Consider the following 24,338-nt stretch of genomic DNA (forward strand, 5'->3'; position numbering starts at 1 on the left):
TTCGACGCGCTATGGCGACGAAGCAATCCAGCTTCTTCTTTCCAAGAATGGATTGCTTCGCTTCGCTCGCAATGAAGTCGGTAAAATCGACCTACGCCGTCTTCTCGAACAGCTCACGCCCGATCAGCATGCGGCGGATTTCGCTGGTGCCCGCGCCGATCTCGTAGAGCTTGGCGTCGCGCAGCAGCCGACCGGTTGGATAATCGTTGATATAGCCGTTGCCGCCGAGCAACTGGATCGCATCCAGCGCGCATTGGGTCGCGCGTTCCGCCGCGTAAAGGATCGCGCCCGCCGCATCCTCGCGCGTGGTCTCGCCGCGGTCGCAGGCCTTCGCCACCGCATACACATAGGCGCGCGAGGCATTCATGGTCACGTACATGTCGGCGACCTTGCCCTGCACGAGCTGGAAGCTGCCGATGGCCTGACCGAACTGCTTGCGCTCATGGACATAAGGCAAAACGACATCCATGCACGCCTGCATGATGCCGAGCGGACCCGCGGCCAGCACCGCGCGCTCATAGTCGAGACCAGACATCAGCACGTTGACGCCGCGACCGACATGGCCGAGCACGTTGTCCGCCGGCACCTCGCAATCCTCGAACACGAGTTCGGCGGTGTCCGAGCCACGCATGCCGAGCTTGTCGAGCTTCTGCGCGGTGGAAAATCCCTTCATGCCCTTTTCGATCAGGAACGCGGTCATGCCGCGCGGCCCCGCCGCCGGATCGGTTTTGGCGTAGACCACCAGCGTCTCGGCGATCGGACCATTGGTGATCCACATCTTGTTGCCGTTGAGGACGTAACGGTCGCCCTTCTTGTCAGCGCGTGTCTTCATCGACACCACGTCCGACCCCGCACCGGGCTCTGACATCGCCAGTGCGCCGACGTGTTCGCCGGAAATCAGCTTGGGAAGATATTTCCGCTTTTGCGCTTCATTGCCGTTGCGGCGGATCTGATTGACGCAGAGATTGGAATGCGCGCCATAGGACAGGCCGACCGATGCCGAACCGCGCGAAATTTCCTCCATGGCGATGCAGTGCTCGAGATAGCCGAGACCAGCGCCACCGTATTCCTCCTCGACGGTGACGCCGAGCAAGCCGAGCGCGCCCAGCTTGGGCCAGAGATCGCGCGGAAACTGGTTGCTCTTGTCAATCTCATCGGCGCGCGGGGCAATTTCATTGGCGGAGAAATCGCGCACGGTCTCGCGGATCGCATCCGCGGTCTCGCCGAGATCGAAATTGAAAACACTGCTCGCGTTCGGAATCATCAGGCTCTCTCCCGGAGACTAGTGGTCCGATTCTAACATTCGCCCCCGTTTCAGCAGGCATTCTTGCGAATGTTAGAATCGAAGACCACTAGCAGTTATAAATTCAGTGGAGTTTGGATTTGACATTCGCTTTGCGAATCCGCTGCCCGTCAAGCAGCGAATGTCAAATCCACTCCACTGGCTCGTCATGGCGAGCCGCATTATTGGGCCGGACATTGCCACGGGCAGATTGCGGGGAGAAGGGGCAGAAGCGCCAAACCATCGCGGCACCCGAGCCCACCCGGCGATTGCGTTGACCGCAGCATCAGACCGCCCCGCAATACGATTGCGAGGCGGTCCTTATCTACAGTAGCAATTCGGCCTGAAATGTCGTTTGCCCGACATTTAGCGGCTACGCCGGCACCGCCGGATCACCCGAGAGAACGCGATGCCTCCCGGACCTTGCGGGTCGATTCATCGACGGAGCGGGTCGCGTTCGCGATATCGGTCATGCTGGAGTTGATATCGCTCACGCCCTTTGCCGCGACCTGCATGTTCGAGGAAATGCTCTGCGTCACGGACGCCTGCTCCTCGACGGACGCCGCGATCGCCGCCGATATTTCATTGATGCGGGAGATCGTCTGGCTGATGGCCTCGATGACGTTGACGGCGCTGGTCGTGGTTCCCTGAACCTCGGCGATCTGGGAACTGATTTCATCCGTCGCCTTGGCGGTCTGGGTCGCCAGACTTTTCACCTCGGAAGCAACGACGGCGAATCCCCTGCCCGCATCGCCGGCGCGCGCCGCTTCAATCGTGGCATTGAGCGCCAGCAGATTGGTCTGTTCGGCGATATTGTTGATCAATTTGACCACGTCCCCGATCTTCTGGGCCGACGTCGCAAGGCCGGACACGATGGCGCTGGTCTCATTGGCCTGCTGCACCGCCTGCAGCGAGATGTTCAGCGCATCGGACGCCTGACGGCTGATTTCACCCACTGAAGCGGCAAGTTCTTCCGCACCGGACGCGACCGCCTGCATATTTGAGGAGGTCTGGGTCGAAGCGCTCGCAGCGGTCGTCACCCGCTCGGAGGTCGAGGTCACAGCCTCGGTGATCAGCCCGAGATCGAGGTCGATGGACCTTTGCACCTCACCGCGGCGAATCCGGTCTTCGACCTGGGCCGTCGTGTCGGTGGCGAACTTCACCACCTTGACAAGCTTTCCATCGGCGCCACGGATCGGATTGTACGAGGCCTGAATCCAGATCGCCTTGCCGCCCTTGGCGACACGCTTGTACTCGGCGGCCTGATAGTTGCCCTGACGGAGCGCCTCCCAGAACTGGCGATATTCGGCGCTGTTGCGATAGTCCGGTTCGACAAACATGCTGTGATGCTTGCCCTCGATTTCATCCAGCCGGTAACCGAGGGTTGCAAGGAAATTCTCATTGGCGGTGATGATCGTGCCATCGAGGTTGAACTCGATCACGGCCTGGGACTTCTGAATGGCTGCAATCTGCCCCTCGCAATCCGCGCTTCGCAGCTTCTGCTGGGTGATATCGGCCGCGAACTTCACGACCTTGAAGGGCTTGCCGCCGCGGTCCAGCAGCGGATTGTAGGACGCCTGAATCCAGATCGGCCGCCCGCCCTTGGCGATGCGCTGGAATTCACCGGCCTGAAATTCACCGCGGCGCAGAGCGTCCCAGAACTGGCGATATTCCGACCGATCGCGCTGGTCCTGCTCCATGAACATGCTGTGGTGCTTGCCCTGGATTTCATCCAGTCCGTATCCCATGGCGTTGAGGAAATTGGGGTTGGCCGTCAAGATTGTGCCATCGAGGTTAAACTCGATAATTGCCTGAGATTTGCTGAGAGCTTCCATCTTCGCAGTAAGCTCTTGAGAAGACTTGAACATCGGCATTCTTGCCCCTGGGTCGGTATGACGCAGGGGGATATTACGGTTAACTCGTTAAGCAACTTTTGCGCGCAATTTTTGCTAGGTGTTCCTTATGATGGAACCCGGATGCATCTACCGGGATACAACCGGCAAATTCAGGCAGACGCAGCTTGCCGAGCCTTGCGCGAAGCGATGTAATTCTAAAAACAGACTGACTGCCCGGCTGACGACGCCGGAACGCGGTTTTTGAGGCTTTGAACGCTTCGCGGGATGAAGGAAACGCAAAATGCACGGAACGATCACCATGGCCCGCGACGAGCGCCAGAAGGCCGCGCGCGAAAAGGCCTATTCAATGCCGCTCTCGGAATTCCATGTGGGCGCGCCTGAACTGTTCCGGAGCGATACGCTGTGGCCTTACTTCGAGCGGCTGCGCAAGGAAGAGCCGGTGCACTATTGCACCACCTGCCCGGTCGGCGATTACTGGTCGGTGACCAAGTACAACGACATCATGCATGTCGACACCAATGCGGCGATTTTCTCGTCCGACGTGAAATATGGCGGCATCAGCCTGCGCGATGTCGGCGAGAACTATAACTGGCCGAGCTTCATCGCGATGGACGAGCCGAAGCACGGCCCGCAGCGCAAGACCGTGCAGCCGATGTTTACACCGGTGCATCTGGACCGGCTCGCGGTTCTCATCCGCGAGCGGTCCGCGACCATCCTGGACAACCTGCCGCGCAATGAGACCTTCAACTGGGTCGACCGCGTTTCCATCGAACTGACGACGCAGATGCTGGCGACGCTGTTCGACTTCCCTTGGGAAGACCGCCGCATGCTGACCCGCTGGTCGGACCTCTCGACCGCGCTGCCGAAGAGCGGCATCTATGAGAGCGAAGAGCAGCGCCTGCGCGAGCTCGGCGAATGCGCCGACTATTTCACCCGCCTGTGGAACGAGCGCCTCAAGAACCCCGGCAACGATCTCATTTCAATGATGGCGCACAGCGACGCGACACGCGAGATGAACCGGGATGAACTGCTTGGCAACCTCATTCTGCTGATTGTCGGCGGCAACGACACCACCCGCAACTCGATGAGCGGTTCGGTGCTGGCGCTGAACGAAAATCCCGACCAGTACGACAAGCTGCGCGAAAACCACGCCTTGATCGACAGCTTCGTGCCCGAAGTGATTCGCTGGCAGACCCCGCTGGCGCATATGCGCCGTACCGCCCTGCAGGATACCGAGATCGGCGGCAAGAAGATCAGGAAGGGCGACCGCGTCGTGATGTGGTACGTCTCCGGCAACCGCGACGGCGAGATGATCGAAAATCCCGACAGCTTCATCATCGACCGCGCGCGTCCGCGCACCCATATGTCGTTCGGCTTCGGCATTCACCGCTGCGTCGGCATGCGGCTGGCCGACCTGCAGCTCAAGATCATCTGGGAAGAAATCCTCAAGCGGTTCGACAACATCGAGGTGGTCGGGGAGCCCAAGCGGATCTACTCCAGCTTCGTGAAGGGCTACGAGGAACTCCCGGTCCGTATCAACGCCTGACCGCGTCTGTTGCCATGGGCCGTAGCGCGCATCTTGCGGCCAGTGGCTATGGCTGCAGTTTCGGAATGCGGCTGCGCATTCCGGCGGCTGGAACATTCGCCTGCAATCTGCCAAACACGGTGACATGACACATCACGAGCAAGATTTTTCCGATATCCGCGAATCCGTTGCAAAACTCTGCGCGCAATTCCCCGGCGAGTACTGGCGCAAGCTGGACCGCGAGATGGCCTACCCGAAGGAATTCGTGCAGGCCCTGATCGACGCCGGCTACCTTTCGGTGCTGATCCCCGAGGAATATGGCGGCTCGGGCCTGAAACTGTCGGCGGCGGCGGCGATCCTTGAGGAAATCCAGCGCGCTGGCTGCAACGGCGGCGCCACCCATGCCCAGATGTACACCATGGGTACGCTGCTGCGGCATGGCAGCGAGGAGCAGAAATCCAAATGGCTGCCGCGCATCGCCTCGGGCGAGTTGCGCCTGCAAGCGTTCGGCGTCACCGAGCCGACCAGCGGCACTGATACAACCTCGCTCAAGACTTTTGCGAAGCGTGAGGGCGACCATTACATGGTCAACGGTCAGAAGATCTGGACCAGCCGCGCTGAATATTCCGACCTGATGATCCTTTTGGCGCGCACCACCCCGAAGGAACAGGCCGCCAAACGGACCGACGGTCTGTCGGTCTTCATCGTGGACATGCAGGAAGCCAAGAAAGCCGGCGGCCTGACCATCCGCCCGATCCGCACCATGATGAACCATGCAACCACCGAAGTGTTCTTCGACAACATGAAGGTGCCCGCCGAAAACCTGATCGGCGAGGAAGGCAAGGGCTTCCGCTACATCCTCTCCGGCATGAACGCCGAGCGCATCCTGATTGCATCGGAATGCGTCGGCGATGCCAAGTGGTTCATCAAGAAGGCCAGCGACTATGCCAAGGAGCGCACGGTGTTCGGCCGTCCCATTGGCCAGAACCAGGGCATCCAGTTTCCGATCGCGAAATCCTACGCCAACATGCGCGCCGCCGAACTGATGGTGAAGGAAGCCACCCGGCTCTATGAAGCAGGCAAGGATTGCGGCGCGGAAGCCAACATGGCCAAAATGCTCGCCGCCGATGCCTCGTTCGAGGCGGCCAATGCCTGCATCCAGACCCATGGCGGCTTCGGTTTCGCGGAAGAATACGACGTCGAGCGCAAATTCCGCGAGACGCGGCTCTATTCTGTCGCGCCGATTTCCACCAACCTGATCCTGTCGCATCTGTCCGAGCATGTGCTCGGCATGCCGCGTTCTTATTGAGAGACACCATGCTGCCGCTTGAAGGACTGACTGTCATCGCCGTGGAGCAGGCGGTGGCTGCGCCGTTCTGCACCTCGCGCCTCGCCGACGCAGGCGCGACGGTCTACAAGGTCGAGCGGCCGGAAGGCGATTTCGCCCGCGGCTACGACGCCGCCGCCAAGGGGCAGAGCAGCTATTTCGTCTGGCTCAACCGCGGCAAGAAGTCCGTCGTGATTGACCTCGCCACCGATGATGGCCGCAAGACGCTCGAACGCCTGATCGCAGGCGCGGACGTGCTGGTGCAGAACCTCAAGCCCGGCTCAATGGACAAGCTCGGCTTCACCCGCGAGCGGCTGCGCAAGGATTATCCAAGCCTGATCATTTGCACCATTTCGGGTTACGGGGACGAAGGTCCCTATGCCGAGCGCAAGGCTTACGATCTCCTGATACAGGCCGAAAGCGGTCTTGCCTCTATCACCGGCGGACCGGAGACCCCGGCCCGCGTCGGCCTTTCCATTGTCGATATCGCCACCGGTGCGACCGCCCATGCCGCGATCCTCGAAGCGCTGATCGGGCGCGGCAAAACGGGACAAGGCGCGGACATCCGCATTTCGATGTTCGATGTGATGGCCGACTGGCTGACGGTGCCGCTGCTCAACGCCGAGAACGGCCAGCCTCCGAAGCGCATGGGCCTCGCCCATACCTCCATCGCGCCGTACGGCGTGTTCCGCTCCAAGGATGGCCGCGACATCCTGATCTCGATCCAGAGCGAACGCGAGTGGAAGAAGCTCTGCGCCGAAGTGCTCAATATGCCGGACCTGCCGAATGATCCGCGCTTCGCGTCCATGGTCGAGCGCGTCAAGAACCGCAAGCTGACCGACGATACCGTTGCGAATGTCTTTGCGACCATGACGCGCGACGACCTGATCCGGCGGCTGGACGAGTCCGACATCGCCTTTGCCGAGGTCAACACCATGGATGATCTCTCGAAGCATCCGCATCTGCGCCGCATCGAGGTCGGGACGCCGAATGGCGTCGTCGCCTATCCCGCCCCCGCCTCCATCGTTGTCGGCGAAGCGCGGCCTTACGGCGCGGTGCCGCCGATCGGCGACGCGACCCACGAACTCTCGCAGGGGAAAAAATCATGACCGCGAAACCCGACGTCGATCACCTGCGCCAGTGGATCGGACGCACGCAGGAGGCGTCCGACGTCATCACCGCGCAACTTGTGAAGGGCTTGCGCGCGACCCTGTTCCTCGACATCGGCAATCCTGTTGAAGGCGATATCGCGCCGTTCACGACGCACTGGTGCCTGGCGCAGCCGGTCGCGCCGATGAGCGAAATCGGCGCCGACGGCCATCCCGCCCGCGGCGGTTTTTTGCCGCCGGTACCACTGCCGCGCCGGATGTGGGCTGGCGGGCAGATCGAATTCATCGACCCGCTGCGGGTCGGCGACGCGGTGACGCGCTCCTCCCGTATTTCCGATGTAAACCTGAAGACCGGCTCGACCGGCACGCTGTGCTTCGTCTCGGTGGATCATACCATCACCACACCGCGCGGCGTCGCCATCCGCGAGCGGCATGACATTGTCTATCGCGACATGCCCGCGCCCGGCGACAAGCCCGCTCCGGCTCCTGTGCCTGCGCCCGCCGGCAAAATCCGCGAAACGCACATGGCCGACCCGGTGCTGCTGTTTCGTTACTCAGCGCTGACCTTCAACGGTCACCGCATTCATTACGACCGCGACTACGTCACCAAGGTCGAAGGCTATCCCGGCCTGATCGTGCATGGTCCGCTGCAGGCGTCGCTTCTGATCGAATTCGCGGCACGCCAGCGCGGCAACAAGCCGCCCGCAAAGTTTGTCTATCGCGGCGTCAATCCGCTGTTTGATGGCGCGGAGTTCAGCGTCAACGGCAACGAGACGGATGCGGGGCTTGAGGTCTGGTCGGCGAATGCGTCCGGCGCACCGACCATGAAGGGCACGGCGAGCTGGTGAAGCAGGCATGATTTACTCCCTCTCCCCGGCAGGGAGAGGGTTGGGGTGAGGGGCTCTAAATCTATCGAGAGATTCTACGCCCTCACCCGCCCGTCTGCGCGAGCTTCGCCGGACGACCTCTCCCCACGGGAGAGGTGAAGAAACCTACTTCTTCCCGAACGTCTCGCGCATCACCGCCTGGATCTTGGCCATGCCGCCGATCCAGCGGTCGTAGTTGTCGGTCTTCTTTCGCATATAGTCGAGCACCTGCGGATGCGGCAGGATCAGGAAGGTCTCGCGATCGATGCCGTCCAGCGCGCATTGCGCGACTTCTTCCGGCGTGAGATTGCCGTCATTGGACTGCGGCCCCTTCGGCATGCCCCGGATCATGTTGGTTTCGACGCCCTGAGGGCACAGGATCGACACCTTGATGTTGTGCGCCCGGTGCGAGATCGCGAGATTCTCGGCAAAGCCGACAGCGGCGTGCTTGGTGGTCGAGTAAGCGGGACTGCCGACCTGTGACAGCAATCCGGCCGCTGAAATCGTATTGAGGAAGTATCCGCCGCCGCGCGCCTTCATGCGCGGGATCAGATGGCGCGCCGCATAAACGTGGGCCATGACATGGATCGCCCAGCTTTTGGCCCAAGGCTCGTCCGAGGTGCCACCGGCATTCTCCGACAGCATGTCGAAGCCGGCACCGATCCCGGCATTGGAGCAGAACAGGTCGATGGGACCGAACTGCTTTTCGGTCTCGTCGATGACGTGAAGAATGTCGGCTTCCTTGCCAACATCGCAGGCAAACGATGCCCCGCCAATGGAGTCCGCAACGGTCTTCGCCCGTGCGCCGTCGAGATCGGCGACCACGACCTTGGCCGCGCCTTCGCGATGGAAAATTTCAGCGAGCGCCTGGCCGATGCCATTCGCGCCGCCGGTGACGACAACGACTTTTCCTGCAACTTTCATGCGGATGTTTTAGGCGGGAAGCCGCTGCAGATCAATCAGGACACAACGAGGACCAGATCAAGCACCGCGGTATAATGCACTCCGGCGGCAAGCAGCACGAAGGAATGCCAGATCGCATTCTGAAACCGCAGCCGCTCCCAGACATGAAAGATCACGCCCAGCGAATAAATCAGCCCGCCGGCGGCAATGAGCCAAAGCGTCGAATTCGGCAGCGATGCGACCAAGCTGTCATAGGCGACAACACCGCTCCAGCCCATCGCGAGATAAAGCCCCACAGAGAGACGATCGAACCGGCCGGGAAGAAAGACCTTGAGCGCGATACCGATCGCGGCGACCGACCAGACGCCGGCCAGCAGCACAACCGACATGAAGCGATCGTTCATCTGGGTCAGGAACGGCGTGTAGGTGGCCGCGATCAGAATGTAGATCGCCGAATGATCGAGGCGGCGCAGCACCCATTTGACCGGCGACACCGGCCACAGATTGTAGGTCGCAGACAGCCCCAGCATCGCCAGCAGACCCGCCACGTAAACGCTGACCGAAATGATTTCCCTCGTCGAGGCATACATGGCGGTGAAGATCACCAGTGCCGTCGCCGCGATCAGCCCGAAGGCGATGCCAAGGACATGCACGACGCCATCCGCGATCAGCTCCGCGCGGTCGTAATCCCAGCGGATCACACCGCCGCCGATGCTGCGGGGATGCGTGCTGGGCTGTTTCAGGCGAAAGATCGTCATGCGCATCATCACGTTTGCCTGCTTATCCTGACTGAGTACCGATGATACCCCGGTGACAGTCAATGAAACCTGAAAAGACCGTGATGAAGCCCCAGGATTGAAACTTGATTTCAGCCCTGTAAGGCCCCAGCTTCACAGAACTGTCGCACGGCCTGTATTCTTGTCCGTTCATCCCAGTCCGATAAAGTCTTGATGGAATTATGGCACCCAGCTTTTCGGACATTCTCGAAGACACCCGCCTCTCCATCCGCTCGCTGATCGAGTACGGCGAGAGCCTGTTCAATCCCACGGTGCGGCTTGGCGTCACAGGCCTGTCACGCGCAGGTAAGACGGTCTTCATCACGGCGCTGGTCCACGGCCTGCTGCGCGGCGGCCGCTTTCCGGTGTTCGAGTCGCTGGCGACTGGCCGTATTGCGCGGGCGCGGCTGGAGCCGCAGCCGGACGATGCGGTGCCGCGCTTTGCTTATGAAAGCCATGTCCGCACCTTGATCGAGGACCGGCGCTGGCCGCATTCGACCACCGACATCAGCGAATTGCGTCTCGTCATCGAGTACCAGCGGCAGAATGCATCCGCGCGCACGCTGACACTTGATCTCGTGGACTATCCCGGCGAGTGGCTGCTCGATCTGCCGCTGCTGAACAAAAGCTACGAACAGTGGTCGGCGGAAAGCCTCGCGCTGTCCCGGCGCGAGCCGCGCGCAAGACTTGCCGCGCAGTGGCACGCGCATCTCGCAACGCTCGATCCGAATGAACGCGAGGACGAGCAGGCGACGCTGACGGCAGCGAAACTGTTTACGGATTATCTGCGCGCCTGCCGCGACGAGCGCTTCGCCATGAGTCTCTTGCCGCCCGGCCGCTTCCTGATGCCCGGCAATCTCGCAGGTTCGCCCGCGCTGACATTCGCGCCGCTGGATGTGCGGCCAGACGGGACCGCGCCCGACGGCTCGCTGTGGGCGATGATGAAGCGGCGCTATGAGGCCTACAAGGACGTCGTGGTGCGTCCCTTCTTCCGCAATCACTTCGCGCGGCTGGACCGGCAGATCGTGCTGGTGGATGCGCTGGCGGCCTTCAATGCCGGTCCGGAAGCATTGCAGGACCTGGAGGGTGCGCTGTCCGGCATTCTCGATTGCTTCAATGTCGGGCGCAGCACGTTTCTGAACGCGCTATTCCGTCCGCGCATCGACAAGATCCTGTTTGCCGCGACCAAGGCGGACCATCTGCACCACACCAGCCACGATCGGCTGGAAGCGATCCTCAAACGCATGGTGGAGCGCGCGGCTTCGCGCGCCGAATTCGCCGGCGCAAGCGTGGATGTCGTCGCGCTCGCCGCCGTGCGCGCCACCCGGGAGGCGCTGGTGCAGCAGGGCCGCGAAAAACTGCCCTCGATCATCGGCACGCCGGAGGAGGGCGAAATGTCCGGCGGCGAAGTATTCAACGGCGAGACGGAAGCCGCGACCTTCCCCGGCGACCTTCCCGCCAAACTGGACGATCTGTTCAGTGGCAGCACGTTCAAGGGCCTGACCAACACCGCGTCGGACCAGACCGATTTCCGTTTCCTGCGCTTCCGGCCGCCGCTGCTCGCCCGTGAGGGTGGCGAAGAACCAGCGCTGCCCCATATCCGCCTTGACCGCGCGCTTCAGTTCCTGATCGGAGACAAATTGCAATGAGCGACAAGCCGCATCACCGCAAGCCGGCGGCATTCAAGCTCGACGATCCCCGCGTCATCCTGATGGATACCGAGGACGAGGCCGTGCGCTCCCCGCGCGGCAAGGTGCTGATCACGCCGGAAGCCGATCCGGCGCAGTTGCCAGTCCCCATCGACGACCCCGCCATTCCCGCCCGCAAGGGCTTCGGCTGGGGTGGCGTATTCTGGACCGCGCTCGGCGGCCTTGTCGTGCTCGGTCTCGGGCTCGGCATTTCCAATCTGGTCGAGGAGCTGTTCAACCGCAGCGCCAGCCTCGGCTACATCGGGCTTGTGTTCGCGATTCTCGCGGTGATCGCGCTGGTGGTGATCATCGCCCGCGAGGCTCTAAGCCTTGCGCGACTGGAGACCATCGAGAAGCTGCACGCGCGGGCCAATGCGGTGCTTCTCAGCGACGATCGCAAGGACAGCGACGCCATTGTCCGCGACCTCCTGAAAATCGCCCATGACAATCCGCGCCTCGCCCGCGCCCGCGCTGCCCTTGAAGAACACGGCCGCGACATCATCGACGGCGCCGACATGGTGCGCCTCGCCGAACGCGAGCTGATGACCCCGCTCGATCAGGAAGCGCGGCGGCTGGTGTCGAGCGCAGCACAGCGCGTCTCCATCGTCACCGCCGTCAGCCCCGGCGCGGTGATCGACATGCTGTTCGTGTTCGCCGCCGCTGTGCGCCTTGTGCGGCAACTGGCGCGCCTCTACGGCGGACGGCCCGGCACGCTCGGCATGATCCGCCTGATGCGCCATGTGATCGCGCATCTGGCGCTGACCGGCGGCATGGCCGCCAGCGACAGCCTGATCCAGCAGATGCTCGGCCACGGCATCACCGCGAAGCTCTCGGCCAAGCTCGGCGAAGGACTGCTGAACGGCCTGCTCACCGCACGGCTCGGCCTTGCCGCCATCGACGTGACGCGCCCCCTGCCGTTCGAGGCATTGCCGCGCCCCGCGCTGTCCGACCTAGCGAAAGACCTGCTCCGGCGCGTGGGCGGGGACGATTCCAAATCCTGAGCCGGGCCCAGCAATTGTCAAAAACCTCGTCTTTTCAGCGCTGAAGGCGCTCGTGAACCTGTGTCCAGACCGGCGCGACCAATCTGCAAGGGGTGAATGTCACTCAACCCGCGCAGACCGCGCCACTCAGGAGACCGATCATGCTTCGCAAGCTCACTCTCGCCCTCGCCGCCACCGCAGCCCTCGGCGCCGCCGCCCTCGCCCCCACCGCAGCCTCCGCCGGCGGCTGGCACGGCCATCATCACCACTGGGGTCACGGCTGGGGCTATGGCTTCGGCTTCAGCCCGATCATTGTCAGCGGCGGCTATGACGACAGCGGCTGCTACGTGCAGCGCCGCGTGCGCACGCCTTACGGCATCCGCTGGCGGACTGTGAACGTCTGCGACTGATTTCAGGCCGAGTGCCTGAATCGTAAATCCCGGTGGCTATACGCTGCCGGGATTTTCTTCAGTTCAACAACCGCCATTTGTAGAAAGGCGAATCCGGCGGCGGCGACAGGTCCGGCTTCCAGCCTTCAATGGTTTTGAAAGTGAACGGTTCGATCGCGACGCCGCGCCACATCCGCTCGCTTTGTGCCACCAAACGCAGCACCGCAGGCGTCTTCGTCTCAATCATATTGCCATTGTTGGGCGCGCTGTCGACATAAAGGCCGATGCCTGACGCCATGGCATTGCTCGCAATATCCTTGAAGCCGATGAAGCGGCTGCGCTCGTTCACCTGCACCACCGGAATGCTGTCCTTCAGATGCCAGCGCAGCTCCGCGTAGATGCGATAATCCAGCGTCGCGATCCATGTCGCGCCGACGTCCTTCGCGACCGCTTTTGCGCGTGCGGCGATCTCGCCGTAACCGGCCTCCTTCGCAACCGGGTCCTGTCTGGCGGCGAACGCAAGGTTGCTGACAGCGTAGTAATAGAAGATCGCGACGTTCAGTACCACGCCGAGCGCAATGGCCGCGATTGCCCAAGATTCAGCGGTGCGGAAAATCCATCCCCGCTCCCGCCGTTGTCTGATCTCAGCCAGATTGATCGCGGCGGCGGCGAAGGCGAACGGCCAGATCAGCATCGGCCAGGTGTCGCCGATCCGCAGTGATAGCGACTTCCAGAGAAAATAGGCGAACGGCGCCAGCGCGCAGGCCGAAATCAGAAGGAACGCGGCATTCAATTGCCGATAGCCGCGCCACGCCAGCATGATTGCACCGGCCAGCGCCACCGGAAACAGGAGCGGCCCCACCAGCGCGAACTGCAGCCCGAGAAAATCAGCGACCGTGCGCGCGGACATGCCATGATCGGCACCGGCGCGGATGAACTGGAATTTGAACGAGGCCCAGTCGTTTTGCCAATTCCAGATCAGCACCGGCGAGAACACCAGTACCGCGATGACAACCGCTGCCCATGGATATGGACTGCGCAGCCAGCGCATGCGCCATGACGGCAATAGCAGGAACGCAAGGACTGCGGGGGCCAGGAACACAGCGGTATATTTCGACAGCAGCGACAAGCCGCCGAACAGTCCCGCAGAAAGCCACCAGCGGCCGTCGTTGGTTTCGGTCAGCCGAACCAGCGACCACGCCATCGCGAGTGAGAACAAGATCAATCCGGCATCGGGGACGATCCGGGACGCAAACAGCGCATATTCGGGAGCCGCCAGCGGCATCAGTACCGCGAGAACAACGGCGCAACGGTCCCGCGTCAGCCGCCAGACAATGTCGCCGAGGATCGCGACCGCGATCCACATCGCGAGCAATCCACCGAACCGCGCGCCGAAACTGGTATCGCCGAAGATCGCGGTGCCAAAGCGCACAATCCACGCCACCATCGGCGGATGATCCAGATACGACAGCACATACTCCTTCGAGAGCGTCCAGTAATAGGCCTCATCCGTGCGCAGATCGGCGGTCGCCGCGTAGATCACCTGCAACGTTACGATGACGGCAATCGCGCCCGCTGCGGCGAACATGCCGCGCGCGGCGGAACGATCCTTGCCAGTTATGTCAGCGATACCGGTCTTCCCCATGCGTTCAGCTTTTCCGCGACTGCGCCGGCGAAGTCAAACCGCGCAGCCATATCTGGGACGAAAGCCACGCTCCGGCCATGGCGCCGCCGCGACATCTTCGTTAGAATCCCGCTGTTCCGGACGATCCGGAGCGTGACTGCTCAACGCGAGACGTTTTCCCTATGGCCGAAACCGCCGCTTCACCTCTTATCCATGCGCTTCGCGGGATCGGGCTTCGTCAGGTACGGCTCGCCACAGGGCTTGTGCTGTTTGCCTATATTGTCAGCCACTTCACCAATCATGCGCTGGGCAACATCTCCGTCGGCGTCATGGACGAGGCGCTCTACTATCATGCGTGGTTCTGGCAAAGCTGGCCGGTGCTGATCGTGCTGTATGGCTCGGTCCTGATCCATCTCAGCCTCGGACTCTGGGCGCTCTATGCGCGGCGGCACTTTCGCTGGACCGGCGTCGAACTCACACAGCTCATCTTCGGACTCAGCATTCCGGTCTTCATCATCAGCCACGTGATCGGCGTCCGTCTTGCTGGCTCGCTGTTCGGCCACGAGAAAGACTACCCGCAGGTCTTCTTCGCCTACTGGGTGTATCGTCCGCAGATGCAGTGGTCGATGTATGCCGTGCTGCTGATTGCGTGGGTTCACGGCTGCATCGGCATCTATTTCTGGGTCCGCGCCAAGCCCTATTTCCGGAAACTATCATCGCTGCTGCTCGCACTCGCGGTCATTCTCCCGACGCTCTCCATGCTCGGACTTTATCAGGGCGGCCGCGCCGTCCAGCACGCCAGCGGCGCGCCCGAATGGCGGGCGGACAATCTTTCGCGCGAGAAAGTCGGCACCGCCGCCGAACAGACGACCCTCGAACAAATCAGCTCCGCTGTGCTTTACGGGTATTTCGGCCTGATCGGTGTCGCCCTTCTCGCCCGCGGCGCGCGGGCGCTGGTGGAACGGCGCCGCGGTCTCGTGCGGCTGTCCTACGGCAATGGCAAGACCGTCCGGGTGCCCATCGGCCTGAGCGTGCTGGAGGCCAGTACTCGGTTCAACATTCCTCACTCGAGCGTATGCGGCGGCCGGGCGCGCTGCTCGACCTGCCGCATCCGGATTGTCGGCGACCACAGCCATCTGCCCGCGCCGTCTAACCGCGAGACCTTCGTGCTTGAAAGGGTCGGCACCGGCGGCGATCCAGCGGTGCGCCTGGCCTGCCAGTTGCGGCCCAGAACCGACCTCTCCTTCTTCCAGATTTTTCCGGCCCAGACCGCCACATCGTCAGGTACAGCCATCAAGCCGGCTCATCCCGGAAGCGAGCGCTATGTCGTCAGCATGTTCGTGGACATGCGCGGATCGACCAAACTCGCCGAGCGGCACCTGCCGTTCGATACCGTCTTCATCATCAACCGTTTCCTGACGGCTGTTTCGCAGGCGGTTGTCGAATGCGGCGGCCAGCCGAACCAGTTCGTCGGCGACGGACAACTGGCGCTGTTCGGCCTGTCGGCCAATCCGCAAACCGCCTGCCGCCAAGCCATCGAAGCGGCATCGCGGATCGCGATTCATGTCGACGCGCTGAACGCATTTCTCGGCGACGACATCCCCGAACCTTTGCGTTTCGGGATCGGCATCCATGGCGGCGAGGTCATTATCGGCGACATCGGGTCCGAGGAGCACACGGTGTTCACGGCGCTCGGCGATCCGGTCAATGTCGCGGCTCGGCTTCAGGACATGACCAAGGCCCTGTCCTGCGAAGCCATCATGTCCGAAGCCGTCTTGAAAACGGCCAACCTGCCCGCCGGTAACATGCAGCGCGTCGAGGTTCCGATCCGTGGGCGGGTCGAGCCGATGATCGTTTACACCGCTGAAAAAGCCGCGATGTTGTCCGATCTGGTCGCCGATTTCGCAGTTGCAGCAGCGTAAAAGTCCACGGATTCGTGCAAACTTTGAGCGAAATCAACCGCAACCGGTGCCATTTTCGCTATCAAGTGTGGCACTTCCCGCGTATCGTGCGCGCCGTCGAGCACGACTGCGCGTGAGGTTCGACGCATGAAAGGGTCTTATCCCTCTGGAGACTATGGAATGGCTAAAGGCACTGTGAAGTGGTTCAACCCGACCAAGGGCTATGGTTTTATTCAGCCCAGCACCGGCGGCAAGGACGTGTTCGTTCATATCTCGGCAGTTGAAAAAGCAGGTCTGTCGACCCTCAACGAAGGGCAATCGGTCGAGTACGAGGAAGTTGCAAACCGTGGCAAGACGTCCGCGGAAAATCTCAAGGTCTGACAGGAGGGTCCGGTTCAGCAGCACTGAATCGGACCTTTGATTATGATCGCGGCGATCCATCTGTTTTCGCGATCAATTCCCTGATCAACCCCTTTTCAACCCCATGGGCCGCGCTGTTTGCCGCCCCATGGCCCGCGCGGCGCAGCGGACGGCCGGACCGTTGCCGGTCCGCTCCGCGATCCCATCTCACCGGCCAGGCGCTGCAGCTCGTGGACCCGGTTCTCAGTGGACGGGTGGGTCGAGAACAGGTTGTCCATCCCCTGCCCGGATAGCGGATTGATGATGAACATGTACGCGGTGGCGGGACTGCGCTCCGCATCCATGTTCGGGATCTGATGCGCTGCATTGTCGATCTTCACCAGCGCGGACGCCAGCCACATCGGCTGCCCGCAAATCCGCGCGCCCATGTTGTCCGCCGAATACTCGCGTGTGCGGCTGATCGCCATCTGCACGATGGTCGCTGACAGCGGCGCCAGGATCATCATCGCGAGCGAGCCGATCAGGCCCGGACCATTGTTGTCGCGGTGGCCGCCGAAGAACATGCCGAACTGCGCGATCATCGAGATCGCGCCCGCGATGGTCGCGGTGATGGTCATGATCAGCGTGTCGTGGTTCTTGATATGCGCAAGCTCATGCGCGATCACACCGGCCTGTTCCTCGCGGCTCAACATCTGCAGCAGGCCCGTGGTCACCGCCACCGCCGCGTGCTCGGGATTGCGGCCCGTCGCAAACGCATTCGGCTGCGGATTGTCCATCACATAGACCTTCGGCATCGGCAACTGCGCACGCCCCGCCAGCTCGGCGACAAGCTGCACAAGATCGGGCGCACTGCGCGCGTCGACCTCGTGGGCGCCATTCATCGACAGCACCATGCGGTCCGAGTTCCAGTAGGCAAACATGTTGGTGGCCGCGGCGATGACCAGCGCCACCACGGCGCCGCCCGCCCCGCCGATCAGATAGCCGACGCCCATGAACAGGGCCGTCAATCCGGCAAGCAGAATAGCGGTCTTGAAGTAACTCATTGCCTCCTCCGGGCCGGCATCACGCCAGAATGTCCTTGTCGCTCCAATAGATGGTGAGCGCCAGGACCTCCGTTCAAGACGCCGGGATGCGGCGGCGCGTCGCGTTGAAATGGGCTCTGGCCATGTTTTCCCCGCAACCGTCACCCGGCGAAAAGCGCAGGGCTGACGGCCAGTTTGGCTTTGATTAAATGATACTCGTCATATAAACGGGACTGGAACAAAGGGGCTCCCGATGACCATTCAGAATACCGGCGCTGGACACGAACTGGCCTCCGCGCGCGCTCCGGCGTCGGTTTCCGCCGACATTGTCGTGCTCGCAGCGCTCGCTGCCGTGGGCTCGTTCGCGACCAGCATCCTGCTGCCGTCGCTGCCGGCCATCGCCAAGACGCTGAATGTCTCCACCGCCGCTGTTGCATCCGCCATCAGCATCTATCTGGCGGTCTTCGCCGCCGGACAACTGGTTGTCGGGCCGTTGTCCGACCGCTATGGCCGCTGGAAGCCGGTGATGTTCGGCCTCGGCATCTTTGTGATCGGCAGCATCTGGTGCCAATTTGCGGCCGATCTGCCGATGCTGCTGATCGGGCGCTCCATCCAGGCGCTCGGCGCCTGCGCTGCGTCGGTGCTCTCCCGCGCCGTTGCACGAGATCTGCTGAGCGGTGAAGCGCTGACGCGCGCGCTGGCTTTCATCATGGTGGCGATGTCGGCAGCTCCAGGCTTTTCACCGCTAATCGGCGGCCTGCTCGATTCAACGTTCGGGTGGCGTTCGGAGTTCTTCGCTGTCGCGCTGTTCGGCGCGATCGTCGCCCTTGCTTATCTTAGATATGTCGGCGAGACCCATCGACCCGACAATGCCGTTTCAATTCAGCTTGGCGCGATCCTGCGCGGATACTGGGGCCTGTTCACCGATCTGCGCTTTATCGCACCGGCCGGAGCCATCGGACTGTACATGGGCGCGCTGTTCGCCATGTTCTCCGGAACGCCGCGTGTTTTGATCGACGGCCTCGGTTTCACCCCGATCCAGCTTGGCCTGTTCTTCGCAGGCACCGTGTTTATCGTGTTCGGCTCAGGGATCGCCGCGCCCAGGCTTGCGATGAAGATCGGCCACGCCCGCGCCACCGTTGTCGGCCTTGTGATTGCGACCGCAGGCGGCGCCGCCTTGCTGCTGGCGCACTGGCTCACACCCTCGATCTGGAGCTACCTGATCCCGGTGCTGATCTTCCTGGCCGGATTCGGCATGGTCAGCCCGCTGGCGACCGCGACGGCCCTGCAGCCGTTCGGCGACAGGGCCGGCCTTGCATCGGCACTGATCGGATTTCTGCAGATGGCAGGCGCAGCGGCCGGCGTGTCGCTCACCGCCTCGATCGCCAGCGCGACGCTGGCTATCGGCCTTGTTCAAGCCGCGCTCACGGCCGCCGGATTGATCCTGTATCTCGCCGGACTGCGCAGGATGTGATCCGGAAGAGATAATCCGGCCTGCGGCCGGATCGCGCTGAATGGATTTACATCCAGGAACTCACGGGCTCCCGGTCAAAGGACCGGCATCAGCAGGATGCGCCCCACCCTTTCGGGAACGGAAGCATCGGCCACGGGCCTGACTCTGCGAACGAGCCGGAACAGTCAGAGGCCTTGTCGCCCGGCGCGAGCACGCCGCCGCAATACGGGCAATTGTTGTCGTTCGCCGCTGGCGGCACATCGCCGGATGCGTCGATCACTTCATGGGCGAAAAAATTAACCACATGGAGGCGCGGGATCACTCGAAATGCGGGCATGCTCATTCCTCTTCATCAGAGGCTGCATCATGCCTGCCAGATCATGCCGGTCCGTTCAGGGGAACGCTCAAATTTTAGCGGTCCCGCGCTTTCCTGAAGCGAGATGAAACGGGGTTCCGGAAGTCTTAACGCGCGACAATCAGGCCGCGGCTGGTCACCACAACCCAGCGCCCGTCCTGACGACGGATCGCATCGACCCGTCCGACGCCCGGAAGCGGATCGCCCGGAATCACATCGAAGATTCCCTGACGGCCAACCACCGTGGCCGTGCCGTCATACACATCGCGCAGCGACCAGCCTTCCACAATCGGCAGCCGGTTGGGTTGAGGCGCGGTGGTCTTGATAGACCCCGTGGTTTCCGACGCCGGGGCTGCAGCAGGCGCGCGCAATTTTTCGACTGCCTCGTTCAGCTTCGCCAGTTTCGCTGCTGGTTCGGCCTGCGCCTTCTCGACACGATCAATGCGCTCGACAATCTTTGCAGATTGCGCAGCGCTGCTGGACTTGAGCGCGGCGATGTCGGCGTTGATCTTGCCGATTGCTCCCTCAAGGGTACGCGCCTGCTCCGCGGCGCTTGCCGCGGCAACGCTTGCGGTCTGATCGGTCTTGCCAAAATGACCGACGCCCGCGGTCGCCAGCGCGCCACCGATGGCGCCGACAGCGGCCGCGATGGCGACAATGGCCGCAATCGACATGCGGCGGGTTGCGTTCGCTTCCGGCGGGATCGTGTTGAACTGCTTCTCGCGCGCCGCGCTCTCATTGGAAACGATATCTTCCCAGGAACTGTGCGGCGTCAGGCGCTGCAGGGTGATTTCCTTGGACGGCTGCCGTGCAGCCTGCGGAGCATTGTCCTTCAGCGCGTCAATCTTGACCTCATTCTCGGCCTTATCGCCGAGTTCCGGAACCAGCGAAGCCTCGGTGGTGTTGCCTGCTTCCTTGATCTCGCCGTCGGCAATGGGGTCGGTCATGAGCGCGAACTCCGAAATGGTTTACTATTTGGTAACCACGAATTGGTTGAGAATCCGTTACCGCACAGCGCTTTCCGGAATCCGCATCGGCATCACGGTGCGGCGCAGCGCCGTTCCGTGATGTTGTACCGATTACAAAATGAACCCAGTATTTATGAAGTTCGATTTGTGATCGCGGACGATCTCGTCGAGTAATCTTTTTGAATCATCGGTCTGCTTCGCTGCGATCATCGAGCGGATCGAGAACGAGCGCAGCGCATCCGTCACCGAGAGCGTGCCCTCCGCCGAATCCTTGCGCCCGGTAAACGGGAAGACATCCGGCCCACGCTGACACTGACAATTGATGTTCACCCGGCAGACCTGATTGACCAGCGGATCGACCAGCCGCCCGATGGTGTCCGGATCCTCACTGAAGATGGACACCTGCTGGCCGTGTTCGGACGTGATGACGTAGTCGAGTGCGGTGTCGATGTCGTCGAAGGCCATCACCGGCACGATGGGACCGAACTGCTCCTCCCGATAGAGCAGCATGCCCTCCTTCACCGGATAAACCACCGCCGGATAGAACAGCGTGCCGGCGCTTGTGCCGCCACCCTCGTTGATGACCTTGGCGCCCTTCTCCTTTGCGTCCGCAACCAGCCGCGCCATGTGTTCGACCTTGCCGAGTTCCGGGAGCGGCGTCAGCGTGACACCTTTGTCCCATGGCATCCCGGCCTTGAGCTTCGCCACTTCCTCAGTGAAACGCGCGAGAAACTTGTCGACGATGGAGCGATGGACCATCAGCATCTTCAACGCGGTGCAGCGCTGGCCGTTGAAGGACAGCGAACCGAGCACACACTCTTTCACCGCAAGCTCGATGTTCGCATCCGGCAGCACGATGGCCGCGTTCTTGGCGTCGAGGCCGAGAATGGCGCGAAGCCGGTTCACTTTCGGGTGCATCTTCTTCAGATGATCGGCCACCCGGCTTGAGCCGATCAGGGTCAGCACATTGACCTTGCCGGATTCCAGCAGCATCGGCACAACTTCCGAGCCTTTGCCATAGACTGTGTTGATTACGCCCTTCGGAAACGCGCTGCGAAAGGCTTCAAGCAGCGGCTGAAACAACAGCACGCCGAATTTCGGCGGCTTGAACACCATGGTGTTGCCCATGATCAGCGCCGGGATCAGCGTCGCGAAGGTTTCGTTGAGCGGATAATTGTAAGGCCCCATGCACAGCACCACGCCAAGCGGGGTGCGCCGGATCTGGCCGATAGTACCTTCGACAATGGTGAAGCGCGAATTGTCGTTGTCGAGATGCTTCAGCGCCTCGATGGTCGCCTTCATGTATTCGACGGTGCGGTCGAATTCCTTCTGCGAATCCGGCAGCGTCTTGCCGATCTCCCACATGATGAGCTGAACGATCTGCTCGCGGCGCGCCACCATCTGCCGGGTGAAGTCCTGCATGCAGGCGATGCGCTGCGCTACCGTCATGGTCGGCCACTCGCCGCGCCCGTTGTCATAGGCGGCGACAGCCGCATCGAGCGCGACCTTTGCCTCGGGAATGCCACCGACCGGATAGCTGCCAAGCTCGACCTGTTCGAGCGAGCCGTCAGCCTTGCGCACGCAGATCGCCGAACGCACGGTTTCCACCGGCCCGGTCCACGGTTTCAGTTCGCCGTTCACCAGAACCTCGCGCTGATGGACCGGCGGCGGCACACCGCAGTCCTTCAGCTTGCTTTCCTCGGGAAACAATTCTTTCAACTGCTGCGACGTGAGCATCACGACCTCATTGTTTTTCGCGTAGTCCGCGGCTTTTCGCATGGTCCGCAGGCCGCACCCGGTGGAAGCGGCGGGCGCGGACAAAAGCGGAGGGACCGGCGGCAGGAGCCGCCCGGACGATCAATGTAGTGTGCCTGAGGAATGAGTCGAAATGATAATATGCAGCCGGGATTTTTGTGACTGCATGGCAGAGATCGGCGACCGTCCTGCCTAATCATGTGGCAAGGGCTTCCCGCGCGCGGCAATTTGATCGCCATGCGCGGGAACTGCGGGTTGCGTCAGCCGCGATAAATCCGCTTGAGCTGCCGCTCGGCGGAGGCCATCGTACCCTTGATGTCTTCGCGGCCGGTGCAATAGTTCGCGAACATATCGACCACGACAAAATCCGAAATGGCGGCCGCGGCGCTCTCGTTTAGGGTGCCGACGCCGGCTGGCGTGGTCGCCAGTTTGGCGACATCGCGATACGGCGTGTTCTTCGGATCGACCGTCCAGATCGGATTCTTGTCGTAAGCCAGCAGGAAGTGCGACAGATATCCCTGCGCCGCCTCGATCCACGGGTTGAATTGCGGACCTTCCATCAGGAACGCGGTGAACGCCTTGCAGGCCTGCGGATATTTCGTGAACTTGAAGATCAGGATCGGGAAGCCGAGATGCTGCTCTCGTATCTGGCCGCTGACACCGACCGGCAGATGGGCATGGTCGATATCCTGCGCCATCGCGGGATTTTCCTTTTTTGCCGCGACATAGATCGAGATTCCGTTCGTGGTCAGATAGAGCTGGCCCGCGAGAAATGCCTTGTTGTTGGAGCTGTCGTTCCAGGACACCGTGCCCGGAATGAAATTGTCGTAGAGCGACTTGACGTATTGCAGCGCCTTTGCTGTCTCCGGCGAATTGACGATCACCTTGTTGTTCTTGTCGACGGTGTAGGCGTTGTGTGCCCACATCGCCCAGGCCAGCCAGCCGTTCGCGTCACCCGTGGCATGGCCCAGCGCCATGCCGGCGGGCGTTCCGTTTGCCTTCATGCCTTTGATCAGATCGTGGAAGCCGCCAAGGTCCTTCGGGAATTCCTTGAAGCCGGCCTTCTGCATCGCGCTGATGCGATAGTTGACAAGACCGCCGCTGGACGCGACCGGAATGCCGATCCATTTTTTTCCGAGTTTGCCGTAGGCCTCGCCCGAGGGCGCCCAGCCGCCGTATTTCTTGCCGAGATACTCGGCGACGTCGGTCACGTCGGTGCACTTGTCGGGAAACAGGAACGGGAGGGAATACAGTCCCCACACCATGTCGAGGCCCTGCCCGGTATTCGCCGCAACCGACGCCTTGGGCTGAATGTCGTCGAACGATTCATTGGAGACGTTGATCTTGACGCCGGTGGCCTTCTGGAAGGCATCCACGATTTTCATGAAGGCGACATCTTCCGCCTCGACGAAGCGCTTCCAGCGAAGGAGATTGATGCTGGCGCCGGCTTCCGGCTTCCAGGGCGCGGTTTGCGCCCAGGCCTTGGCGTAGCCGAGCATCTGGTCGGCTGACATGGTCGCCGCCGCGGCCAATGCCGCAGCGCTTCCTTTGAGCAGAGATCGTCGATCCGGCGTGAACTCGGTCATAGTCGTCTCCTCCCTGATGAATCGGCCGTTGATCGGCCGATGTTTTCAAATTGCGATGGTCGTGGCGGATATCCTTCTCGAAAACGGCCGGCGACGAGGTACCGGCGGATTGCGATGTAATCACCTGCCCCGCGCGCGATCAATGCGCGGTGCGAAGAAGCAAAACCGGATCGAATTGTGTTGGAGATTTGCGGGCGGCCATGCCTGAACAAGGCTGGCGCTCCCTAGGGGACTGCTTCAGCTTTTTAGGGTCAATAACTTAGCTGGAAGTGGGGCCCGTAACGTTTCCACGCAATCCCTAGGCTTTTTTGCCATTGGGTCCCACCGGCAATCGCGCAAATGCGGATGTTTGTGGTGGGTCTGTTTGATGACTGTCCCCACCGCCGTCCGCCGCTCACAACTAGCCTCTCTTGAGTAGCAGACGTGATGAGTCATCAGGGATGCCGGACCTGACAAAACCGGACAAGCACCGCCGGACCTTTACCTTCCGGCGGCCCGAATGCCCGAGCGCGGGCTGAGGGATAGCGAGGACCACGAACCCCCTTGTGTCACGGAGTGCCGTGGCGGGGGGCGGCTGGCCACCGATAAAGGGCAGTCCTCGGTAAACGGTGCT

Annotated in this window: 20 protein-coding genes; 10 read left to right on the forward strand and 10 right to left on the reverse strand. The window is 61.9% G+C overall.

Translation table 11 applies throughout. The features are described from left to right. Window positions 1-91 precede the first annotated feature (91 nt). Together HMPREF9696_RS11120 and HMPREF9696_RS11125 are read right to left on the reverse strand one after the other, a co-directional pair. The gene (locus tag HMPREF9696_RS11120) at window positions 92-1,264 is read right to left on the reverse strand and encodes an isovaleryl-CoA dehydrogenase (RefSeq protein ID WP_002713100.1); all 1,173 of its coding nucleotides are present in this window, start codon (window positions 1,262-1,264) and stop codon (window positions 92-94) included. Window positions 1,265-1,674: 410 nt separating this feature from the next. Beyond that, window positions 1,675-3,156 (reverse strand): methyl-accepting chemotaxis protein, encoded by a 1,482-nt coding sequence (locus tag HMPREF9696_RS11125; RefSeq protein ID WP_002713101.1) that lies wholly within the window; start codon window positions 3,154-3,156, stop codon window positions 1,675-1,677. A gap of 262 nt (window positions 3,157-3,418) precedes the next feature. Between HMPREF9696_RS11125 and HMPREF9696_RS11130 the strand changes: the two genes are divergently transcribed. The 4 genes from HMPREF9696_RS11130 (at window position 3,419) to HMPREF9696_RS11145 (ending at window position 7,947) form a co-directional block, all read left to right on the forward strand. Next, on the forward strand, window positions 3,419-4,684 hold the full coding sequence (locus HMPREF9696_RS11130; RefSeq protein WP_002713102.1) for a cytochrome P450: 1,266 nt from the start codon (window positions 3,419-3,421) through the stop codon (window positions 4,682-4,684). Between the two features lie 124 nt (window positions 4,685-4,808). Further along, window positions 4,809-5,972 (forward strand): acyl-CoA dehydrogenase family protein, encoded by a 1,164-nt coding sequence (locus HMPREF9696_RS11135; protein ID WP_002713103.1) that lies wholly within the window; start codon window positions 4,809-4,811, stop codon window positions 5,970-5,972. An 8-nt stretch (window positions 5,973-5,980) separates the two neighbouring features. Beyond that, window positions 5,981-7,099, forward strand: a complete 1,119-nt coding sequence (locus HMPREF9696_RS11140) for a CaiB/BaiF CoA transferase family protein (protein WP_002713104.1) — start codon at window positions 5,981-5,983, stop codon at window positions 7,097-7,099. Next, window positions 7,096-7,947, forward strand: a complete 852-nt coding sequence (locus HMPREF9696_RS11145; protein WP_002713105.1) for an HTD2 family dehydratase — start codon at window positions 7,096-7,098, stop codon at window positions 7,945-7,947. The genes HMPREF9696_RS11140 and HMPREF9696_RS11145 overlap by 4 nt, the downstream gene beginning before the upstream one ends. Window positions 7,948-8,091: 144 nt before the next feature. Here the strand turns inward: HMPREF9696_RS11145 and HMPREF9696_RS11150 are convergent, their stop codons facing one another. Then, the gene (locus tag HMPREF9696_RS11150) at window positions 8,092-8,889 is read right to left on the reverse strand and encodes an SDR family oxidoreductase (protein WP_002713106.1); all 798 of its coding nucleotides are present in this window, start codon (window positions 8,887-8,889) and stop codon (window positions 8,092-8,094) included. A gap of 35 nt (window positions 8,890-8,924) precedes the next feature. After that, window positions 8,925-9,626 carry a PAQR family membrane homeostasis protein TrhA gene (gene trhA / locus HMPREF9696_RS11155; protein ID WP_040301983.1) on the reverse strand — a complete coding sequence of 234 codons (702 nt, stop codon included), beginning with the start codon at window positions 9,624-9,626 and terminating at the stop codon, window positions 8,925-8,927. Between the two features lie 200 nt (window positions 9,627-9,826). On the opposite strand from trhA, the gene HMPREF9696_RS11160 reads away from it, so the two are divergent. From HMPREF9696_RS11160 to HMPREF9696_RS11170, 3 genes are all read left to right on the forward strand, one after another. Continuing rightward, window positions 9,827-11,293, forward strand: coding sequence for a YcjX family GTP-binding protein (locus tag HMPREF9696_RS11160; RefSeq protein WP_002713108.1), 1,467 nt, complete (start codon window positions 9,827-9,829; stop codon window positions 11,291-11,293). Continuing rightward, window positions 11,290-12,333 (forward strand): YcjF family protein, encoded by a 1,044-nt coding sequence (locus tag HMPREF9696_RS11165; RefSeq protein WP_002713109.1) that lies wholly within the window; start codon window positions 11,290-11,292, stop codon window positions 12,331-12,333. Before HMPREF9696_RS11160 ends, HMPREF9696_RS11165 begins: the two co-directional genes overlap by 4 nt. Window positions 12,334-12,473: 140 nt before the next feature. After that, window positions 12,474-12,722, forward strand: coding sequence for a hypothetical protein (locus tag HMPREF9696_RS11170; protein WP_002713110.1), 249 nt, complete (start codon window positions 12,474-12,476; stop codon window positions 12,720-12,722). Between the two features lie 58 nt (window positions 12,723-12,780). On the opposite strand, the gene HMPREF9696_RS11175 is transcribed toward HMPREF9696_RS11170, so the two are convergent. Continuing rightward, window positions 12,781-14,346, reverse strand: a complete 1,566-nt coding sequence (locus tag HMPREF9696_RS11175) for a glycosyltransferase family 39 protein (RefSeq protein WP_002713111.1) — start codon at window positions 14,344-14,346, stop codon at window positions 12,781-12,783. 161 nt (window positions 14,347-14,507) lie between these two features. Between HMPREF9696_RS11175 and HMPREF9696_RS11180 the strand changes: the two genes are divergently transcribed. Both HMPREF9696_RS11180 and HMPREF9696_RS11185 read left to right on the forward strand, forming a co-directional pair. After that, on the forward strand, window positions 14,508-16,247 hold the full coding sequence (locus HMPREF9696_RS11180) for an adenylate/guanylate cyclase domain-containing protein (RefSeq protein WP_002713112.1): 1,740 nt from the start codon (window positions 14,508-14,510) through the stop codon (window positions 16,245-16,247). Window positions 16,248-16,406: 159 nt separating this feature from the next. Further along, the gene (locus tag HMPREF9696_RS11185; RefSeq protein ID WP_002713113.1) at window positions 16,407-16,607 is read left to right on the forward strand and encodes a cold-shock protein; all 201 of its coding nucleotides are present in this window, start codon (window positions 16,407-16,409) and stop codon (window positions 16,605-16,607) included. A 95-nt stretch (window positions 16,608-16,702) separates the two neighbouring features. On the opposite strand, the gene htpX is transcribed toward HMPREF9696_RS11185, so the two are convergent. Continuing rightward, window positions 16,703-17,629, reverse strand: coding sequence for a zinc metalloprotease HtpX (htpX, locus tag HMPREF9696_RS11190; protein ID WP_002713114.1), 927 nt, complete (start codon window positions 17,627-17,629; stop codon window positions 16,703-16,705). A 232-nt stretch (window positions 17,630-17,861) separates the two neighbouring features. Here htpX and HMPREF9696_RS11195 point away from each other — a divergent pair, with 232 nt between their 5' ends. Continuing rightward, a complete protein-coding gene (locus tag HMPREF9696_RS11195; RefSeq protein ID WP_002713115.1) occupies window positions 17,862-19,082 on the forward strand; it encodes a multidrug effflux MFS transporter in 1,221 nt (406 codons plus the stop codon). 88 nt (window positions 19,083-19,170) lie between these two features. Here the strand turns inward: HMPREF9696_RS11195 and HMPREF9696_RS11200 are convergent, their stop codons facing one another. The 4 genes from HMPREF9696_RS11200 to HMPREF9696_RS11215 all read right to left on the reverse strand — a co-directional run bounded on the left by HMPREF9696_RS11200 (window position 19,171) and on the right by HMPREF9696_RS11215 (window position 23,725). Then, a complete protein-coding gene (locus HMPREF9696_RS11200; RefSeq protein ID WP_002713116.1) occupies window positions 19,171-19,398 on the reverse strand; it encodes a hypothetical protein in 228 nt (75 codons plus the stop codon). A 125-nt stretch (window positions 19,399-19,523) separates the two neighbouring features. Further along, window positions 19,524-20,363, reverse strand: coding sequence for a hypothetical protein (locus HMPREF9696_RS11205; protein WP_002713117.1), 840 nt, complete (start codon window positions 20,361-20,363; stop codon window positions 19,524-19,526). Between the two features lie 132 nt (window positions 20,364-20,495). Then, window positions 20,496-22,121 (reverse strand): NADP-dependent glyceraldehyde-3-phosphate dehydrogenase, encoded by a 1,626-nt coding sequence (locus HMPREF9696_RS11210; RefSeq protein WP_002713118.1) that lies wholly within the window; start codon window positions 22,119-22,121, stop codon window positions 20,496-20,498. 278 nt (window positions 22,122-22,399) lie between these two features. After that, window positions 22,400-23,725 carry an ABC transporter substrate-binding protein gene (locus tag HMPREF9696_RS11215; protein WP_002713119.1) on the reverse strand — a complete coding sequence of 442 codons (1,326 nt, stop codon included), beginning with the start codon at window positions 23,723-23,725 and terminating at the stop codon, window positions 22,400-22,402. Window positions 23,726-24,338: the final 613 nt, after the last annotated feature.

Source organism: Afipia clevelandensis ATCC 49720, assembly GCF_000336555.1.
Lineage (GTDB): Bacteria > Pseudomonadota > Alphaproteobacteria > Rhizobiales > Xanthobacteraceae > Afipia > Afipia clevelandensis.

Coding starts and splice junctions, on each gene's coding strand:
- HMPREF9696_RS11195 (WP_002713115.1), top strand. CDS start 17,862: ATGACCATTCAGAATACCGGCGCTGGACACGAACTGGCCTCCGCGCGC.
- HMPREF9696_RS11185 (WP_002713113.1), top strand. CDS start 16,407: ATGGCTAAAGGCACTGTGAAGTGGTTCAACCCGACCAAGGGCTATGGT.
- HMPREF9696_RS11160 (WP_002713108.1), top strand. CDS start 9,827: ATGGCACCCAGCTTTTCGGACATTCTCGAAGACACCCGCCTCTCCATC.
- htpX (WP_002713114.1), bottom strand. CDS start 17,629: ATGAGTTACTTCAAGACCGCTATTCTGCTTGCCGGATTGACGGCCCTG.
- HMPREF9696_RS11130 (WP_002713102.1), top strand. CDS start 3,419: ATGCACGGAACGATCACCATGGCCCGCGACGAGCGCCAGAAGGCCGCG.
- HMPREF9696_RS11145 (WP_002713105.1), top strand. CDS start 7,096: ATGACCGCGAAACCCGACGTCGATCACCTGCGCCAGTGGATCGGACGC.
- HMPREF9696_RS11175 (WP_002713111.1), bottom strand. CDS start 14,346: ATGGGGAAGACCGGTATCGCTGACATAACTGGCAAGGATCGTTCCGCC.
- HMPREF9696_RS11215 (WP_002713119.1), bottom strand. CDS start 23,725: ATGACCGAGTTCACGCCGGATCGACGATCTCTGCTCAAAGGAAGCGCT.
- trhA (WP_040301983.1), bottom strand. CDS start 9,626: ATGACGATCTTTCGCCTGAAACAGCCCAGCACGCATCCCCGCAGCATC.
- HMPREF9696_RS11150 (WP_002713106.1), bottom strand. CDS start 8,889: ATGAAAGTTGCAGGAAAAGTCGTTGTCGTCACCGGCGGCGCGAATGGC.
- HMPREF9696_RS11120 (WP_002713100.1), bottom strand. CDS start 1,264: ATGATTCCGAACGCGAGCAGTGTTTTCAATTTCGATCTCGGCGAGACC.
- HMPREF9696_RS11170 (WP_002713110.1), top strand. CDS start 12,474: ATGCTTCGCAAGCTCACTCTCGCCCTCGCCGCCACCGCAGCCCTCGGC.
- HMPREF9696_RS11205 (WP_002713117.1), bottom strand. CDS start 20,363: ATGACCGACCCCATTGCCGACGGCGAGATCAAGGAAGCAGGCAACACC.
- HMPREF9696_RS11210 (WP_002713118.1), bottom strand. CDS start 22,121: ATGCTCACGTCGCAGCAGTTGAAAGAATTGTTTCCCGAGGAAAGCAAG.
- HMPREF9696_RS11125 (WP_002713101.1), bottom strand. CDS start 3,156: ATGCCGATGTTCAAGTCTTCTCAAGAGCTTACTGCGAAGATGGAAGCT.
- HMPREF9696_RS11135 (WP_002713103.1), top strand. CDS start 4,809: ATGACACATCACGAGCAAGATTTTTCCGATATCCGCGAATCCGTTGCA.
- HMPREF9696_RS11140 (WP_002713104.1), top strand. CDS start 5,981: ATGCTGCCGCTTGAAGGACTGACTGTCATCGCCGTGGAGCAGGCGGTG.
- HMPREF9696_RS11180 (WP_002713112.1), top strand. CDS start 14,508: ATGGCCGAAACCGCCGCTTCACCTCTTATCCATGCGCTTCGCGGGATC.
- HMPREF9696_RS11165 (WP_002713109.1), top strand. CDS start 11,290: ATGAGCGACAAGCCGCATCACCGCAAGCCGGCGGCATTCAAGCTCGAC.
- HMPREF9696_RS11200 (WP_002713116.1), bottom strand. CDS start 19,398: ATGCCCGCATTTCGAGTGATCCCGCGCCTCCATGTGGTTAATTTTTTC.